A 12,055-nucleotide genomic window follows, 5' to 3' on the forward strand; every position below is an offset into this window, starting at 1 on the left:
CCCTCACGGCTCCAGGCGGACGCGGGCCGGATGCGCCCGCTTGCGCCGGATGCGCCAGACCAGCCGCAGGAGCAAGGCGGCAAAAAGGACGAGGGGCAACCAGGGCAGGCTCGCGACGGTGAACCGCAGGGCGGAGGCCGCGCTCTCGCCGAGGATCGGCCCGCTGCGGGACCAGACCTCCTGCACCGGGGCGAAGGCCCCCGCCCGCGCCCGGCTGGTGCGGAAATCCACCGTGACGATCTCGGTGTCCACGCGCTCATCAAGGCCGCGGCGCGCCGCTTCCGTCTCCTCGATCCGGCTCTGGACCTGCGCCAGCTCCCCCGCGATCTTGATCAGGTCTTCGGCGCGGTTATCCGGCTTCTCGGCGAGCGCGGTCAGGCGGGTGCGGTAGTCGTTGAGCTGGGTCAGCCGCCGGCCGGTATCGGCGAGGGCGGCGGTGAGATCCTCGGCGCGGGTCGCCTGCTCGATCAGCGCGACGTCGCCCGCCGCCTCCCCCGGCAGGGGCGCGGTGACGAAGGCGACGTAAGGCGCGACCGCGGCGTGCGGCAGCCGCACCTTAACCTGCGCCTGCGGCTGGCGCGTGCCGCCGCCGTCGCGGATCGAGGCATTCAGCAGGGTGCAGCCCGCGGTCTCGTTGAGGCAGCGGTCGCGGGCGGCGGCGAAGTGCGGCGCCACCCGGTCCGGCGCGAGGCCGACGGTGAGGTCGTGGCGATAGGCGAGCTTGGCCGTGCTCCCTTCGCGCGCGGCGGAGACGAAGGGCGCGGGCGCTGCGGCCATGCGCAGGTCATCGGCCGCCTCGCGCCGGTTGTCGGAGCAGCCGGCGAGAAGGACGATGGCCGGCAGAAGCGCGCGCCATCGCCCGCGCAGCCGCCGACCTTCGGCCCCACCCCGGCTCATCCGCGCAAAGCGGCCGCCACCGCGTCCTGATCGAACCCTTTGAGGCCGATGACGACGAGGCGCCCGTCGCGGGGCTCGGCACCCTTCCACGGGCGGTCGTAATGGGCGGCGACGCGCCGGCCGACACCCTGCACCACGAGGCGCATCGGTTTGCCCTTCACTTCGGCAAACCCCTTGATCCGCAGCACGCCCTCGGTCTCGGCCGCCCGCTCCACGCGGGCGGAGAGATCTTCCGGGCTCCCGGCGACGCCGACGGGGATGGCGACGGATTCGAAGTCGTCGTGATCGTGGTCCTCGCCCTCGCCGTGATGCGAGGGGCGGGCGTCGAGGTCGTCCTCGGCCGCGGCGGCGATGCCGAGCAGCACCCGCGGGTCGAGGCGGCCGTGCTCGGTCGCGACGATCTCGACGGCGCGCGGCAGATGCGCCTCGATCTCGGCGCGAACCTTCTGGCGGCCCGCTTCATCCAGAAGGTCGGACTTGTTGAGCACCACGAGGTCGGCGCAGAGGATCTGGTCCTCGAACACCTCCTCCAGCGGGTTGTCGTGATCGACCGATTGATCTGCCGCGCGCTGGTTGGCGAGCGCGTCCGGATCCTCCGCGAACAGCCCCGAGGCGACCGCCGGGCCGTCCACCACGGCGATCACGCCGTCCACGGTCACCCGCGAGCGGATCGCCGGCCACTGGAACGCCTGGACCAGGGGCTTGGGCAGGGCGAGGCCGGAGGTCTCGATCAGGATGTGCTCCGGCGGCTCGGGCCGGTCGAGAAGCTTCGTCAGCGCCGGGACGAAGTCGTCGGCGACCGTGCAGCAGATACAGCCGTTGGGCAGCTCCACCACCGAATCCTCGTCGCAGCCCTCGATGCCGCAGGAGGCGAGGAACGAGCCGTCGAAGCCGAGATCGCCGAACTCGTTGACGATGATGGCGAGGCGGCGCCCGCCCGCGTTCTCGACGGTGTGGCGCACGAGCGTCGTCTTGCCGGCCCCGAGGAAGCCGGTGACGATGGTGCAGGGGATCTTTTCGACGAGGCTCATGATGGGGTCTCCCCTCGGGCCGCCTTGAGCGGCGGGATGCGGGCGACGACGCCCTTGCGAAACGCCTCCGGCCGTTCGCGCCAGGGCACGACGCCGTCGGGGGTCTCGAGGTAGCGACGCAGACCCGCCAGGATGGTGCGGGCGGAGGTGTCGGGATCTTCGAGGGCGTCGAAGTCGCCGTAGACGTAGGTCCAGCGGCCGGGCGAGACGACCGCCACGGTGCAGGGCCGCTTGCAGACCGAGAGGCATTCGGCCCCCTCGATCGTCAGGCCCGGCACCGGCTCGCGCTCGGCCTCCGCGAGCAGCGCGGCCAGAAACTTGGCCCCGGCGCGCGGCTCGGAGGTGTCCCCCGCCGCGCGGCAGGTGGTGCAGACGGACAGGACCGCGGTGTCGGGATCAGGCATTCGCACGCGCACCCGCCTCGCGGCCGAACAGCCCCCAGGCCCAGCCATAGGCGAGCCCGATCACCGCCCAGAACACGAAGCCGATGGCGAGCGAGCGCGCGGCGAATTGCGCAGCCGCCGCCGGGGGCACCTGCGACGAGACCGTGTCGATCGCTTGCGGCGCGCCCGCCAGATGCGGCGCGACGATCAGGACGAGGCCGCCGAGGATCGTCAGCGGCACCCGCCGCACGGCGATCAGGTAGAGGCCGAGGCCGGTGGCGATCACCGTCATCAGCCACCAGGACTGGCGCAGCACGAGCGGCGCGGCGCCCATGCCGGGCAGTTCCGGCGGCAGGCCGATGGCGGGGGCGAGCGCCACCGCGAGGAAGCCGGCGATCCCGACGACGAGCCCGCCCTGCGGGGTCGGATCGCGGCGAAGCGCCAGCATCACCGCCGCGAGCAGCAGGGCGTAGCCGACGCCGCCGACCAGCGTGGCGAGCCCGGTGAAGGCCATGCGCTGCAGGCCCGGCGCGGGCTGCCACTCGTCCGCCTTGCCGTGGTCATGCCCACCCTCGCCGTGGGAATGGGCATGGGCCGGGACGATCAGCGAGGCGAAGGGGGCGGCGGGGGACGGCGCGAGGGCGGCATGCGCGCCCTCGTAGGTCTCCGCCTGAAGGATCAGCGGGGAGGTCAGCGCGAGCTGAAGGCCCGTCGCGACGACGGACGCGAGAAAGCCGGCGACGAGCGCCGCCGACAGCAACCGGGTGATCATGGAACCGCTTTGAGCCGCTGGATGCGCGGATCAGTGGCAGGGGAAGTTCTGCGCGTGGCGGAAGTCGTGCGCCGCGTTGTGCAGCACGGTGGCCGGGGCGAAGCCCGCCACGAAGACGAGACCGAGGCCGAGGAAGGCGGCGACGATGAGCGCGCGGGCGCCCTCGGCCGAGCGGGTGGTGGCCTGGGTCTGAAGGGTCGCAGTCGTCATCGGGTCACGGGCTCCGGCCGCCCCACCGGCGGCGTTCGAGGACAGAACGTTTCAGACGGCAGGTCTCCTGGCTCGCGGCTGGTATCGTGCCTGCCGCCTTCCCGGAACACCCGGTGGCTCGTGGCAGGAACTCGCCGCTCACAGTTGCGGGGGCAGCCGCGGAATCGGGACTTTCGAAAAAGCCTCTCACCGCATTCCCTTTTCACCCCGTCGCCGGGGCACCGTCACCCGCCGCTTGTAACGCGGAGTCGGTGCCCATGCAAAGCGCCATTGCGTGAGGGCCTCAGCCCGGTGCAAACGGACGGCCATGACGGAGGCTGCACCCGACCGGATGACGCTGGTGCTCGGCGGCGCGCGCTCGGGCAAAAGCGCCTTTGCCGAGCGGCTGATCGAGGCCTGCCCCGCCCCCTGGCTCTACATCGCCACGGCGCAGGCCTGGGACGACGAGATGCGCGTCCGCATCGGCGAACATCGCGCGCGCCGCTCGGAATCGTGGCGCACCCTCGACGTGCCGACGGCGCTGCCGGAGGCGGTGGCCGCCGCGACCGGGCCGGTGCTGGTCGATTGCCTCACGCTCTGGCTCACCAACCTGCTCCTGGCCGAGGCCGATCTCGACGCGGCCACCGAGGCGCTGGCGCGGGCCTGCGCCGCGGCGGCGGGCCCGCTGGTGCTGGTGGCCAACGAGGTCGGTCTCGGCATCGTGCCGGACAACGCGCTCGCCCGCCGGTTCCGCGATGCGGCCGGGCGGCTGCACCAGCGGCTCGCCCGCGACGCCGACCGGGTCGTGCTCACCGTCGCCGGGCTGCCGCTGACGGTCAAACCCTCACGCGAGAATCCTTGAGATGAGCGAAGACGATACGCGCCACCGCGAAAAGATGGCCAAGCGCAAGGCGGTGCAGGACGCCGAGGTCGCGTCCAAAAAGATCGAGAAGGGTCTGCTCATCGTCCATACCGGCCCCGGCAAGGGCAAGACGACCGCCGCCCTCGGCCTCGTGCTGCGCATGCTCGGGCGCGGGCACCGGGTCGGGGTGGTGCAGTTCATCAAGGGCGCCTGGGACACCGGCGAGGCCCGCGCCCTGAAGAGCTTCGGCGACCGGATCGCGTGGCACGCGCTCGGCGAGGGTTTCACCTGGGAGACCCAGGACAAGGCCCGCGACATCGCCGCCTGCCGCAACGCCTGGGAGACGGCGCGGGCGCTGATGGCGGACGCCAGCATCCGCCTGCTCGTCCTCGACGAGCTGAACATCGCCCTGCGCTACGACTATCTCGACCTCGACGCGGTCGTCGCCGAATTGCAGGCGCGCCGCCCCGACCTCCACGTCGTGGTGACCGGCCGCAACGCCAAGCCGGCCCTGATCGAGGCCGCCGACCTCGTCACCGAGATGGGCAGCGTGAAGCACCATTTTTCGGCGGGGGTGAAGGCGCAGGAGGGGATCGAGTTCTGAGGGTGCGTGTGGTCTCGTGAGACTGGGATGCCAACCCAATCAGATTGTCGCTGCGAAGGGCTGTGGAGGCTTCCCGTCCGGTTTCTGGACGGGCTGCACGGAAAGCCGGCGGCGACGGGACGAGAAGTTAGCGTGCCAAGCTCGTCCGCGCCAACAATACCCCGAAGAGAACCAGCATCCCACCGAACACCCGATCGATCCAGTGCCGCACGCGCAGGATGCGGCGTTTGACGCCCCCGGCGGAGAAGAAGAAGGCGACGAGCACGAACCAGACGATGTGCGCGGCCGAGATGAAGGCACCGTAGCCGATCTGGATGCTGAGCGGCGTCGTTGGCTGGACGACCTGCATGAATAGGCTGACGATGAAGATCGTCGTCTTCGGGTTCAGCGCGTTGGTCAGGAACCCGACCCGGATTGCCATCATGTCGGAGAGCGCTGCCACGGGAGCGTTCGGCTCGTCCTTTACCGGCTTCGCCCGCAGCATCCCGAAGCCCAGCCAAACGAGATAGGCCGCGCCGACAAGCTTCAGTGCGTTGAAGAGCCAGATCGACTGCTGGATCAGAAGGCCCACACCGAGGATCGTGTAGGCGACATGGACGAGGACGCCGCCGCCGATGCCGATCGCCGTCAGCAGTCCGGCCTGCCGCGAGAGCACGAGGCTGTTGCGCGTCACCATCGCGAAATCCGGGCCGGGACTGACGACGGCCAAGAGGGTGATGGTGACGACGGCGAGCAGTTCGGCCACAGATGCGCTCCAAGGGATCATCCTGGCTCACGCTAGACTTTTGGACATGGCTGGAAAAATGATAAATGCTGACCGTGTTGGTGAGTTTGGCTGACAGATGGGCGCCGGCCGCCTCCCGCCGCTGGCAGCGCTCCGCTGCTTCGAGGCGGCAGCACGTCTGGAGAGCTTCAGCCGTGCCGCCGACGCCCTGCACCTGACACACGGCGCGGTCAGCCGCGCGGTGCGCCTCATCGAGGCCGATTTCGGCGTCGCCCTGTTCGAGCGCCGCAGCCGCCGCGTCTACCTGACGGAGGAGGGGCGGCGTCTGGCGAAAGCCGTGCGCGACGGACTCGACCTCATCGCTACGGCGGCCGATGAGTTGCGGCATCAGGGCCGGGCAGGACCAGTCACGCTGTCCTGCGAGCCGACGCTTCTGATGCGCTGGCTCATCCCCCGTCTATCGACGCTCCACCGGGCGCATCCGGAGATCGACGTGCATCTGGTGGCGGCGGGTGGGCCGGTTACGTTCGGCGGCGGCATTGATCTGGCGATCCGGCGGTCGGACTTCCCTCTGGGGCCGGGCATCCGGGCAGACGACCTCTTCGAGGAGCGCATGGGACCGATCTGCCGCGCCGACATGATTGACGACTTCTTCGACCGGAGCGGTCCGACGCCGACGCTGCGAGCCGATGCTAAGCTCCTGTATTCGCAGTCGCGCCCCGAAGCATGGGCGAACTGGAGCGGCAGCACCGGCGCAAAACTGCCCACCAGCGCAACTCGGAGGTTCGAGCACTTCTATCTCGCCCTGCAAGCCGCCGCCGCGGGCCTGGGGGTCGCGATCGGGTCATGGCACATGGCGCGCGATGACATCGCGAGCGGCGTGCTGGCCGCGCCCGCCGGTTTCACGACCGACGGGTCGCGCTACCTTCTCCTATCGTCCGAGGGGGCGCCGTCACGCGTCGCCCGGGCACGAGAGATGATCGGGTCCTGGATGGCCGGCATTGGCTGATCCCGGATTCGATGCGTCCGGCCCGGTGCCGAAACGTCAGAAGGATCGAAAGCGGCTCCCTCATATGGTCGAGCCGATTGGGTTTGAACGCCGGGAGCCTGCCATTGGTATCCGCACGTCCGCCGACCTGACCGAGGCCTTGCAGGAAATCGACCGGCTGTGGGGCGCCCCCCGCGGGACCCGCCGGAAGGCGACAGGCTCGACGTGCTGGCCGCGCTCGCGGAGGCCTACGAGCGGGCGCATCATCCGGTGCCGGGGAGCGCCCCCCGTCGGGATCCCCCGCTTCGCCCGCGGCGGGATGGGGCGCTGGCAGGACGGCCGGGACGCGGCCCGAGCCGCGCCCCGTCTTCGAAAAAATCAGTACTCGATGATGTCTTCGAGCGCGTAGTGCTTCACCGTCTTGCGGTTGGCGATCAGCTCGTCGATCGTCGGCTCGCCCTTCATGGCGCGGGCGATGGCGAGCTTCGTCGCCTCGTAGTTGGTGCGGTAGAGATCCTTGCGGTCGAGGTTCTCGTCCTTGCCGCAGCGCTCGTCGAGCCAGATCGTGATGATCATGCACAGCTCGTCGAGGCCGTCCTTCGGCAGGATGCCCTCGATCACGCAATCGACGGTGGCGTCGCCCGTGGCCGCCTGGACCACGCCGCCGAGCAGCTCGGCGTATTCGGCGGTGTGGATCGTGACCTTGGTGGTCATGATCGTGGAGGGGCGCACGAGCTGGTTGAGGTCGCGCACCACGAACATGCGGGTGTGGCCCTGAACCTGCCCGAGCATGCCGGCGAAGGCGTGGCCCACGGGGCCGCGGGTGGAGCCGATCAGCACCTCCGGCATCGCGTCGGTGAACTGCCCCTCGGCGGCGAGCACCGTCGCCTCGCCGGTGCGAAACCAGATCTCGGACATGTCTGTCATCCCTTAGGTGTCGTGTGACGTCGCGCCCGGCGGGCGGTCGGCGCGCAGACATCATCCCCGGCCCCGCGCGTCAATTACCTGCCGACGCTCGGCAGCCCCCCCGGCGGCGCGTGCGGGACCGGGCCGGCCGGACGTGCCGCCCGGGCGCCTCCCCTGGTCTGCGACCGGAAAATCGCCCATGAATCGCCCATGACAGGGTCGCGCGGAAGCGAAAGGACCGATTCGATGAGCGAGCGCGGCCAGGGCGACAGACGGGGCGCGACGCGCGGCGAGCGGGCCGGACGCGACGCGGGCTGGACCCTCTCCGCCACGGCGGAGGGCGAGGGCGTGCGCCTGGAACTGGGTCTGCCCGACCTCGGCGGGCGCCCCGTCACCGCGGTGATCAGCCTCGACCGCGCCGAGGCGCGGGCCTTCGCCCGGGCGCTCCTGGCCGCGGCGGGCGACGCCACCGAGCGCACCTTCGTCGGCCCTCACGAGTCCTGAGGCAGGAGCCCGGAGGAGGCCGGACCGCCGCTCGGATCAGCGCTGCGTGCGCCGCCCGGGCAGGCGGGGCACCACCGTGCCGCGCGGCTCCACCGGCGCGTCGCAGGCGTAGGCGAACTCGGTCTGCAGGTCGCTGAACACGGTCTCGCCGGTGATCTTGCAATCCTCGCGCACGGTCTCGTCGAGATAGGTGCGCGCCGCCGTGCGGAAGCGTGCGGCACGCGTTTCCGCAGGCGGACGCCCGGCCCCCACCTGACCGACATCGCAGCCCGTCACCTCGCGCAGGGCGTTCGAGACCACCAGAACCCGGCGGCGCTGGCGGTTGTCGTAGATCTCGTAGGGCTCGTTGCAGCCGATCGTGACGACCTGCGGCACCTGGGAGACGTAGGTCTGGGAGATGTAGCCGAAACCGGTACAGCCCGAGACGGATAGGCTGGCGCCCAGCGCGAGCGGGAGCGCGAGTCGCCGAACTGTCGTCGCCATCTGCCGCCTCATACGCGCGCCGATACCCGCCCGCGCGGGGCGGGAACCGGCGCATTGAAACAGTCCAGCTTGCCCGGTCAAGCTGTCGCGCGCGCGACAGCGCCCGAGTTCCTTCCGCCTCCTCTGGCGGTGGCGCGGCCGCCCGCGCCTGTGACGCGCCAGTGACGGGCACCGGGGAACGGGTGGGCGGGACCGCCGCGTTGCCGGACGGACGGCGTCGCGGGGAAGAGGGACGGGCGGCATGGTGGAGATCCGGCACGACACGGTGACGGCCAACGGCGTGCAGCTGCACGTCGCCCGAGCGGGCGCGGGTCGGCCTCTGGTGCTCCTGCATGGCTGGCCGGAATTCTGGCTCACCTGGGAACCGGTGATGGCGCGGCTGGCCGACCGCTTCAGCCTGATCGCACCGGATCTGCGCGGCTTCGGTGCCAGCGAGAAGCCCGATCACGGCCCCTCCGACAGGGCCGGACCCGAGGTTCACGCCGCCGATATCGTCGGCCTTCTCGATGTCCTGGGCATCGGGCGCGTCGGCGTCGTCGGGCACGATGTCGGCGCCTTCATCGGGCAGGTTCTCGGCCGGGCGAACCCGGACCGGCTCACCGGGCTGTTCTTCTTCGACTGCCCCTATCCCGGCATCGGCCCGCGGCTGGCGCAGCCGGAGATGCTGGCCGAGATCTGGTACCAGTCCTTCCACCTCAAGCCGTTCGCGGCGCAGGTGGTCGGCGCCAGCCGCGAGAGCTGCCGCGCCTATATCGGCCACTTCCTGCACCACTGGGCCGGCGGCAATCCGGCCGCCTTCGACGACGTGCTCGAAGCCTTCACCGACAACTTCCTCGCGCCGGGCAACCTGCAGGGCGGTTTCAACTGGTATCTGAGCCAGCAGGCGACCCGGCTCGCCATGCTGCGGGGCGAGGCCCCCGCCCTGCCGCCGATCCGCGTGCCGACGGGCATCCGCTGGGGCACGCAGGACCCGCTCTTCCCCTACGCCTGGACCGATCGCCTCGGCGAGACGTTCTCCGATCTCGATCTCGCGCCCTTCGCGGGGGCCGGGCACTTCCCACACCGGGAACGGCCGGACGCGGCGGCGCGGGCGATCGCGGACTTCTTCGAGCGGATCGGCGGCTGACAGGTGCCCCGTGCGAGGCGGGCGGTCGCGGCGGCGCCATCGCACGAAACCGGCCGCACGTTCGAAGGCCCAAGATAATCCTTCATTTTCGAACGGGGTCTGCGGGACCGATCTCGCCGGTCGCACGAGATAAACGGATCATTATTCCGTTGACCCGATGCGCTCGACACGGCGACATTGAGGTGCGGTCCGGCCTCGACTGCATTCACCCGGAACAGCCTCCGAGCGGGACTGATCTCCGGCAGGAAGACGCGACGCCGGACGGCCCCAACCTCACCGAATACGCCCTCCCGGAGCCCCTGCGACTCCGGACGACCTCGGCTGCCCATTCCGGAGCTTGTCCCGTGCTGCGCACATCCGCCTTCCTGCTCACGATCGCCGCGGGCCTCCTCGCACCGACGGGTCTGTCCGCCGCGCCGGACCCGGCGGCCAAACCGCCCAAGGAGAACGCGGCCAAACCGAATGCGGCGCAGGATAGCCCCCTCGTCTCGACCGAGTGGCTGGAGAAGAACCTCGACGCCAAGAACCTCCGGATCGTCGAGGTCAGCGTCGAACCGGGGGTGTTCGAGCGCGGCCACGTCCCGGGCGCCCAGAACGTCGTCTGGCACACCGATCTCGTCGAGACGGTGAGCCGCGACATCGCCGGGCCCGAGAAGTTCACGGCGCTCGCCCGCCGCCTCGGCATCGACCGGGACACGACCGTGGTGCTCTACGGCGACAACAACAACTGGTTCGCCGCCTGGGGCGCCTGGGTGCTCGCCCAGTACGGCCTCGTCGACAACGTCAAGCTCCTCGACGGCGGGCGCAAGAAGTGGGAGGCCGAGAAGCGCCCCCTCGACACGCGCACCGCCGAGGTCGCCCCCTCGGCCTTCACGGCGCAGGCGCCCTCGGGCAAGCTGCGGGCGCGCTTCGCCGACGTGCTGGCGGTCGCCAAGCGGGAGCGCGACGAGCACATCCTCGACATCCGCTCGCCCGACGAGTTCAGCGGCAAGGTCATCGCGCCTCCCGGCATCCAGGAACTCGCGATCCGCGCCGGCCACATCCCCGGCTCGGTCAACATCCCCTGGGCCAAGGCGGTGAATCCGGACGGCACGCTCAAGTCCAAGGAGGAACTGAAGACCCTCTACGCGGCGGCCGGAATCGACGGGTCGAAGCCGATCATCACCTCCTGCCGCATCGGCGAGCGCTCGAGCCATTCCTGGTTCGTCCTGAGCCGCATCCTCGGCTACGACGCGCGCAACTACGACGGCTCGTGGACCGAGTACGGCAACGCCGTCGGCGTGCCGGTGGTCAACCTCGCCGGCACCGTCTGGGGCGGCAAGTGACGACCGCGCCTCCGGGCGAGGCGCTGCCTTTCCCGCCGCGAAGCGTGGGCGCGCCCGGAACCGGGCGCGCGCTCCCCGTTCGGACGGTCGCCGCCAAGGCGGTGGCCGTCGCCATCGCCGCCGGGCTCGCCGCGGCGGCCTGGCGCCTCTCGGGCGAGCCGGGCGGCACGCGCCTCGCCCTGTCGCTCGTCTTCGGCGCAGTGTTCGGCTTCGTGCTCCAGCGCAGCCGCTTCTGCTTCTACTGCCAGTGGCGCGATCTTCTGGTGGCTGGCGATCCGCGCGGGATGCTCGGCATCCTGGCGGCGCTGGCCGCCGGCGCGGCCGGCTACGCCGTGGTGCTCGGCGCCTGGATGCCGGACCCGTCGGGCACCCGCCTGCCGCCGGACGCGCATATCGGTCCCGTCGGGCCGGTCCTGGCCCTGGCCGGCCTCGCCTTCGGCGCCGGCATGGCGATCTCGGGCTCCTGCATCAGCGCTCATCTCTACCGCCTCGGCGAGGGCTCGCCGACGGCCCCCTTCGCGCTGATCGGCACCGGCCTCGGCTTCGTCCTCGGCTTCGCGAGCTGGAACCCGCTCTACCTCGCCAGCGTCTCAGAGGCGCCCGTGCTGTGGCTGCCGCGCCATCTCGGCTACGGGCCGAGCCTCGCGCTCTCGCTGGCCCTGCTCGCCGCCCTGGCCTGGCCGCTCCTGCGCCGACTGCCCGCACCGGACGCGCCGGTCCGGCGCGACCCGCTGCACGCCGTGTTCGTGGCGCGCTGGCCGGTCTGGCTCGGGGGCCTCGCGGTCGGAGCGCTCGGAACGTTGGCCTATCTGCGGGTCGGCCCGCTCGGCGTCACCGCGGAGATCGGCGGCCGCTCCCGGCAGGCGGCGGGGGCGCTCGGCCTGCTGCCCGACCGGCTGGAGGGGCTCGACACCTTCCGCGGCTGCGCCACGGCCGTGCGCGATGCCCTTCTCACGCCGAACGGCCTGTTCGTCGGCGGCCTCGTGCTCGCCGCCCTGGCCGCAGCGCTCGTCGCCGGCCAGTTCCGGCCCGCCCTGCCGCGGCGGGGACAGGTCGTGCGCGGCCTGACCGGCGGCGTGCTGCTCGGCTGGGGCGCGATGACGGGACTCGGCTGCAGCGTCGGCACGCTGCTCTCCGGCATCATGGCCGGGGCCGTGTCGGGCTGGGTGTTCGGCGCGACGATGTTCGCCGGAGCGGCGGGGACGCTGTGGCTGGGGCGGCGAACAGGGCTCCTCGCCTGACGGCGACCCGCGCGGCTTCC

At 71.4% G+C, this 12,055-nt stretch carries 15 protein-coding genes and 1 riboswitch; of the genes, 7 read left to right on the top strand and 8 right to left on the bottom strand.

Annotated features, from left to right (window positions below):
- Nucleotides 1–3: 3 nt before the first annotated feature.
- Genes MPPM_RS07290 through MPPM_RS07310 form a run of 5 tightly spaced genes read right to left on the bottom strand, consistent with a single transcriptional unit; the run spans nt 4 to nt 3,293 of the window.
- A complete protein-coding gene (locus MPPM_RS07290) occupies nt 4–897 on the bottom strand; it encodes a DUF4349 domain-containing protein (RefSeq protein WP_096484473.1) in 894 nt (297 codons plus the stop codon).
- Nucleotides 894–1,928 carry a cobalamin biosynthesis protein CobW gene (gene cobW, locus MPPM_RS07295; RefSeq protein WP_096484474.1) on the bottom strand — a complete coding sequence of 345 codons (1,035 nt, stop codon included), beginning with the start codon at nt 1,926–1,928 and terminating at the stop codon, nt 894–896. Before cobW ends, MPPM_RS07290 begins: the two co-directional genes overlap by 4 nt.
- A complete protein-coding gene (locus tag MPPM_RS07300; RefSeq protein WP_096484475.1) occupies nt 1,925–2,332 on the bottom strand; it encodes a DUF1636 family protein in 408 nt (135 codons plus the stop codon). The genes cobW and MPPM_RS07300 overlap by 4 nt, the downstream gene beginning before the upstream one ends.
- Nucleotides 2,325–3,083 (bottom strand): CbtA family protein, encoded by a 759-nt coding sequence (locus MPPM_RS07305; RefSeq protein ID WP_096484476.1) that lies wholly within the window; start codon nt 3,081–3,083, stop codon nt 2,325–2,327. The genes MPPM_RS07300 and MPPM_RS07305 overlap by 8 nt, the downstream gene beginning before the upstream one ends.
- A gap of 30 nt (nt 3,084–3,113) precedes the next feature.
- Nucleotides 3,114–3,293 carry a CbtB domain-containing protein gene (locus MPPM_RS07310; protein WP_012453356.1) on the bottom strand — a complete coding sequence of 60 codons (180 nt, stop codon included), beginning with the start codon at nt 3,291–3,293 and terminating at the stop codon, nt 3,114–3,116.
- A gap of 40 nt (nt 3,294–3,333) precedes the next feature.
- Nucleotides 3,334–3,534, bottom strand: a riboswitch (cobalamin riboswitch).
- Nucleotides 3,535–3,600: 66 nt separating this feature from the next.
- Here MPPM_RS07310 and cobU point away from each other — a divergent pair.
- The gene (gene cobU / locus MPPM_RS07315; protein ID WP_173807888.1) at nt 3,601–4,134 is read left to right on the top strand and encodes a bifunctional adenosylcobinamide kinase/adenosylcobinamide-phosphate guanylyltransferase; all 534 of its coding nucleotides are present in this window, start codon (nt 3,601–3,603) and stop codon (nt 4,132–4,134) included.
- A gap of 1 nt (nt 4,135) precedes the next feature.
- A complete protein-coding gene (gene cobO / locus MPPM_RS07320) occupies nt 4,136–4,738 on the top strand; it encodes a cob(I)yrinic acid a,c-diamide adenosyltransferase (protein WP_096484478.1) in 603 nt (200 codons plus the stop codon).
- Nucleotides 4,739–4,865: 127 nt separating this feature from the next.
- Here cobO and MPPM_RS07325 read toward each other — a convergent pair whose 3' ends face one another.
- Complete coding sequence (locus tag MPPM_RS07325) at nt 4,866–5,504, bottom strand: LysE family transporter (RefSeq protein ID WP_244573504.1); 639 nt, start codon at nt 5,502–5,504, stop codon at nt 4,866–4,868.
- 76 nt (nt 5,505–5,580) lie between these two features.
- On the opposite strand from MPPM_RS07325, the gene MPPM_RS07330 reads away from it, so the two are divergent.
- Nucleotides 5,581–6,471: a LysR substrate-binding domain-containing protein gene (locus tag MPPM_RS07330; RefSeq protein WP_096484480.1), complete on the top strand. Its 891-nt coding sequence runs from the start codon at nt 5,581–5,583 to the stop codon at nt 6,469–6,471.
- 357 nt (nt 6,472–6,828) lie between these two features.
- Here MPPM_RS07330 and fae read toward each other — a convergent pair whose 3' ends face one another.
- Nucleotides 6,829–7,368: a formaldehyde-activating enzyme gene (gene fae / locus MPPM_RS07335; protein WP_096484481.1), complete on the bottom strand. Its 540-nt coding sequence runs from the start codon at nt 7,366–7,368 to the stop codon at nt 6,829–6,831.
- Nucleotides 7,369–7,602: 234 nt separating this feature from the next.
- Here fae and MPPM_RS07340 point away from each other — a divergent pair, with 234 nt between their 5' ends.
- A complete protein-coding gene (locus MPPM_RS07340) occupies nt 7,603–7,860 on the top strand; it encodes a hypothetical protein (protein WP_096484482.1) in 258 nt (85 codons plus the stop codon).
- A 36-nt stretch (nt 7,861–7,896) separates the two neighbouring features.
- Here the strand turns inward: MPPM_RS07340 and MPPM_RS07345 are convergent, their stop codons facing one another.
- On the bottom strand, nt 7,897–8,343 hold the full coding sequence (locus MPPM_RS07345) for a hypothetical protein (RefSeq protein WP_096484483.1): 447 nt from the start codon (nt 8,341–8,343) through the stop codon (nt 7,897–7,899).
- A gap of 241 nt (nt 8,344–8,584) precedes the next feature.
- On the opposite strand from MPPM_RS07345, the gene MPPM_RS07350 reads away from it, so the two are divergent.
- The 3 genes from MPPM_RS07350 to MPPM_RS07360 all read left to right on the top strand — a co-directional run bounded on the left by MPPM_RS07350 (nt 8,585) and on the right by MPPM_RS07360 (nt 12,035).
- On the top strand, nt 8,585–9,469 hold the full coding sequence (locus MPPM_RS07350; protein ID WP_096484484.1) for an alpha/beta fold hydrolase: 885 nt from the start codon (nt 8,585–8,587) through the stop codon (nt 9,467–9,469).
- Nucleotides 9,470–9,813: 344 nt separating this feature from the next.
- A complete protein-coding gene (locus tag MPPM_RS07355; RefSeq protein ID WP_096484485.1) occupies nt 9,814–10,794 on the top strand; it encodes a sulfurtransferase in 981 nt (326 codons plus the stop codon).
- 44 nt (nt 10,795–10,838) lie between these two features.
- Nucleotides 10,839–12,035 (top strand): YeeE/YedE family protein, encoded by a 1,197-nt coding sequence (locus MPPM_RS07360; RefSeq protein ID WP_173807889.1) that lies wholly within the window; start codon nt 10,839–10,841, stop codon nt 12,033–12,035.
- Nucleotides 12,036–12,055 lie beyond the last annotated feature (20 nt).

The organism is Methylorubrum populi (assembly GCF_002355515.1).
GTDB lineage: Bacteria > Pseudomonadota > Alphaproteobacteria > Rhizobiales > Beijerinckiaceae > Methylobacterium > Methylobacterium populi_A.